This window comes from Desulfovibrio sp. (assembly GCF_035644575.1).
GTDB lineage: Bacteria > Desulfobacterota > Desulfovibrionia > Desulfovibrionales > Desulfovibrionaceae > Desulfovibrio.
In genome coordinates this window covers 1-3,540 of the sequence record NZ_DASQOG010000137.1, presented here as the reverse complement: position 1 = coordinate 3,540, position 3,540 = coordinate 1, and the positions used below count along the sequence as shown (strand labels likewise).

The following is a 3,540-nucleotide window of genomic DNA, read 5'->3' as shown; positions in this document are numbered from 1 at the left end:
GGTATGGCGTGGAACTGGGCGCGTCCGGGCTTGACCTTTTGCGTCATGTGCAGCAAGAATTTCCCTCCGGCTGGCATGCGGAAGAACTGCCTGCGGCAGATCGGCGCGCGTGCGCCAAGGTTATTGACGGTTTTGTGCAATATCACCTGGGTCTCTCGTGGGAAGGGGGCTACTTTCGCCACGTGTGACCGTGTTTGCACCGAAATTTTCGATTCGGTTTGGGATGGTTTGGGGCGGCGATTATTGAACAGCCGCGCGTATGCGTCTGAAAAAGGCTACGAACAAAGGACAGCGCATGTATTTTCAGGATGTCATTTTAACTTTGCAGAACTACTGGGCCAACCAGGGGTGCGTCATCGAACAGCCTTCGGGTGTGGAATGCGGTGCCGGTACGTTCAACCCCAACACGTTTTTGAGGGTTATTGGGCCGGAACCGTGGAGTGTGGCCTATGTGGAACCCTCCCGCCGTCCTACGGATGGTCGCTACGGCGAAAATCCCAACCGCCTGCAACGGTATTTCCAGTTTCAGGTGATCATGAAGCCCTCGCCGGACAACGTGCAGGATCTGTATCTGCAAAGCCTCAAGGCGCTGGGCATCAACCCCGCGCAGCACGACATCCGTTTTGTGGAAGACGACTGGGAATCCCCCACCCTCGGCGCCTGGGGCCTTGGCTGGGAAGTGTGGCTCAATGGTATGGAAGTGAGCCAGTTCACCTATTTTCAGCAGGTGGGCGGCATTGATCTTTCGCCCATCAGCGTGGAACTGACCTACGGCCTTGAGCGCCTTACCATGTATTTGCAGGGCGTTGAATCCGTGTATGATCTGGCCTGGAACAAAAACGTCACCTACGGCCATATCTACCACCAGAATGAAGTGGAGCAGTCACGCCACAACTTTGAGGCCAGCAATCCTGAAATGCTGTTGCGGCATTTCAGCGATTTTGAAGGTCAGTGCAAAGCCCTGCTTGAGCTGGGATTGCCCTGGCCTGCCTATGATTACTGCCTCAAGTGCTCGCATACATTCAATCTTCTGGACGCCAGAGGAGCCATCTCCATCACAGAACGCACCGGCTACATCGGCAGGGTGCGCGCCCTGGCGGCTGGTGTGGGGCGACTGTACGCAGCCCAGCGTGAAGAACTGGGCTATCCCATGCTCAAAAAGGATGTGAGGTAAGCCGTGGCGACCTTTGTGCTTGAAATCGGCAGCGAAGAGTTGCCTTCCCGTTTTCTGGCCCCCGAAGAAGGGGAGCTGGCCTCACGTTTTAGCGGCGCTCTGGACGAGGCCGGGCTTGAATACGGCGCGTTGCGCGTCATGAGCACGCCCCGGCGCGCGGTGGTGATTGTTGAAGACCTCAACCCTGTGCAGGTGGAGAGGGAAGAGGTCGTCTCCGGCCCGCCCGTGCGCGTGGCCTATGACGCTGAAGGCAAGCCCACCAAAGCCCTTGAGGGTTTTGTGCGCACCAATGCCTGCGCTCTTGAAGACGTTTTTCGTGTGGAAACGGACAAGGGCGAATACGTGGCCGTGCGCAAACGCACCGGCGGCGCGCCCGCAGCCGGTTTGCTTGCAGATATCTGCCCCACGGTGATTACCGCGCTTTCATTCCAGAAGCGCATGCACTGGGGTTCATATTCGCTGGCCTATGCCCGTCCGCTGCGCTGGATACTGGCGCTGCTTGATGATGCCGTGGTGCCCTTTACTGTTGGCCCCATGACCTCAGGCCGTGAGACCTGCGGGCACCGCATCCACGGGGCTGGCCCCTTTGCTGTGGCGCATGCCAATGAATTTCTGGCCACTCTCGCCGGGCCCTGCGCCGTTACCATTGATCCTGCCCAACGCCGCAACGTCATTATTGAAGGCGGCAATGCTCAGGCGGCTGCCGCTGGCGGCAAAGTGCTGTGGAAAGACAGCCTGCTGGACGAAGTGCAGGGCCTTGCCGAGCACCCGGTGCCGCTGCTGGCCGATTTTGATCCCGCCTATCTTGAGGTGCCGCGCGAAGTGCTGCTCACCAGCATGGAAAGCCACCAGAAGAGCTTTGGCATTGAAGGTGCCAATGGCGAACTGCTGCCGCATTTTCTCACCGTGCTGAACATCACCCCCGAAGACATGGGCGTGGTCAAGCGCGGCTGGGAACGCGTGCTGCGCGCCCGGCTTGAAGACGCCCGCTTTTTCTGGCAGGCCGACCTGCGCGATACCTTTGACCACTGGCTGCAAAAGCTGGATACGGTCATCTTTATCGGCGGGCTTGGCAGCATGGGCGACAAAACCCGCAGGCTTGAGGCTCTGTGCCGCTGGCTTGCCGAAAGCTGCGCGCCCGAACTTGCCGACGATGCCGCGCGTGCCGGACGCCTTTCAAAGGCGGATCTGGTGAGCGGCCTTGTGGGTGAGTTTGATACCCTTCAGGGCATCATGGGCGGCATCTATGCCGGCCGCAAAGGCGAAAGCAAGGCCGTGGCCGAAGCTCTGGGCGAACAGTATCTGCCCGCCGGGCCGGATTCACCGCTGCCCAAGAGCCTCGCAGGCGCGCTGCTCTCAATGGCGGACAAGGCCGATACCCTCGCAGGCTGCTTCGGCCTTGGCATGATTCCCACTGGCGCTGCCGACCCCAACGGCCTGCGGCGCTGCGCGCTGGGCATCATCCGTATCATGCTCGAGTTCGGTCTTGCGGTTGACGTGCGGCAGTTCTTTGCCATGGCGCAACAGCTTTATGGCGATCGCCAGTGGAAGCTCGCCCCGCACGATGCTCTGGACAAGCTCATGGAATTTTTTGCAGCGCGTTTGCGCAACTATTTCATGAGTCAGGGACAGGACACGCTGCTGGTGGATGCGGCCCTTGGCGCTGGCGCGGAAGACGTGAAGGACTGCGGCGCACGCCTTGCGGCGCTGGCGGCATTTAGCCAGGCGGCGGACTATGAAGCTGCGGTGCAGACCTTCAAGCGCGTTGCCAATATCCTGCGCAAACAGGGGCAGACTGAGGAACTTTCTGACCACTGGGATCCCGCCTTGCTGCGTGAAGACGCGGAAAAAGCGCTGGCATCCACGCTGGAAGAAATGTTGCCCCGCCTTGATGCTCTGTGGGCCGCCCACGACCATGCCGCTGCGCTGGCCTGCCTGAGTGCGGTACGCCCCGCTGTGGACGCATTCTTTGCAGGTGTGATGGTTATGTGCGATGATGCGGATCTGCGTCGCAACAGATTGAGCATGCTGCACGGCCTTGGCTCGCGTTTTGCGCGTCTGGCCGATTTTTCTGCTTTGCAGATGTAGGTTGTTTAACGGTTTTGCCGGAGGTGTGGGGCGCTTTTGATGGTTCCCCGTATCTTCAAACAAGAAAATATTCGATAAAAAGACACGATTGCTTGACAGGTAATCGTGCCAGTGGTAAGAACCCTTCTTCGCGACACCGCGCTAACTTTTGTTTTCATGGCTTGCGCGGGCAAGCCCAACATATGTGGAGGATTCAAAGTGGCCAACCATAAGTCAGCCCTCAAGCGTCACAAGCAGAGCTTGCAGCGGGCAGGCCGCAATCGCGCCGCCCGTACCCG

Annotated in this window: 2 protein-coding genes and 2 pseudogenes; all 4 read left to right on the top strand. The window is 59.4% G+C overall.

Annotated features, from left to right (window positions below; all coding sequences use genetic code 11):
* A pseudogene (locus VEZ52_RS07915) lies at positions 1 to 188 on the top strand (DNA recombination protein RecO); the annotation flags it as partial.
* A gap of 107 nt (positions 189 to 295) precedes the next feature.
* A complete protein-coding gene (gene glyQ, locus VEZ52_RS07910) occupies positions 296 to 1,174 on the top strand; it encodes a glycine--tRNA ligase subunit alpha (protein ID WP_324836348.1) in 879 nt (292 codons plus the stop codon).
* A 3-nt stretch (positions 1,175 to 1,177) separates the two neighbouring features.
* Positions 1,178 to 3,262 (top strand): glycine--tRNA ligase subunit beta, encoded by a 2,085-nt coding sequence (gene glyS, locus VEZ52_RS07905; RefSeq protein ID WP_324836347.1) that lies wholly within the window; start codon positions 1,178 to 1,180, stop codon positions 3,260 to 3,262.
* 198 nt (positions 3,263 to 3,460) lie between these two features.
* A pseudogene (locus VEZ52_RS07900) lies at positions 3,461 to 3,540 on the top strand (30S ribosomal protein S20); the annotation flags it as partial.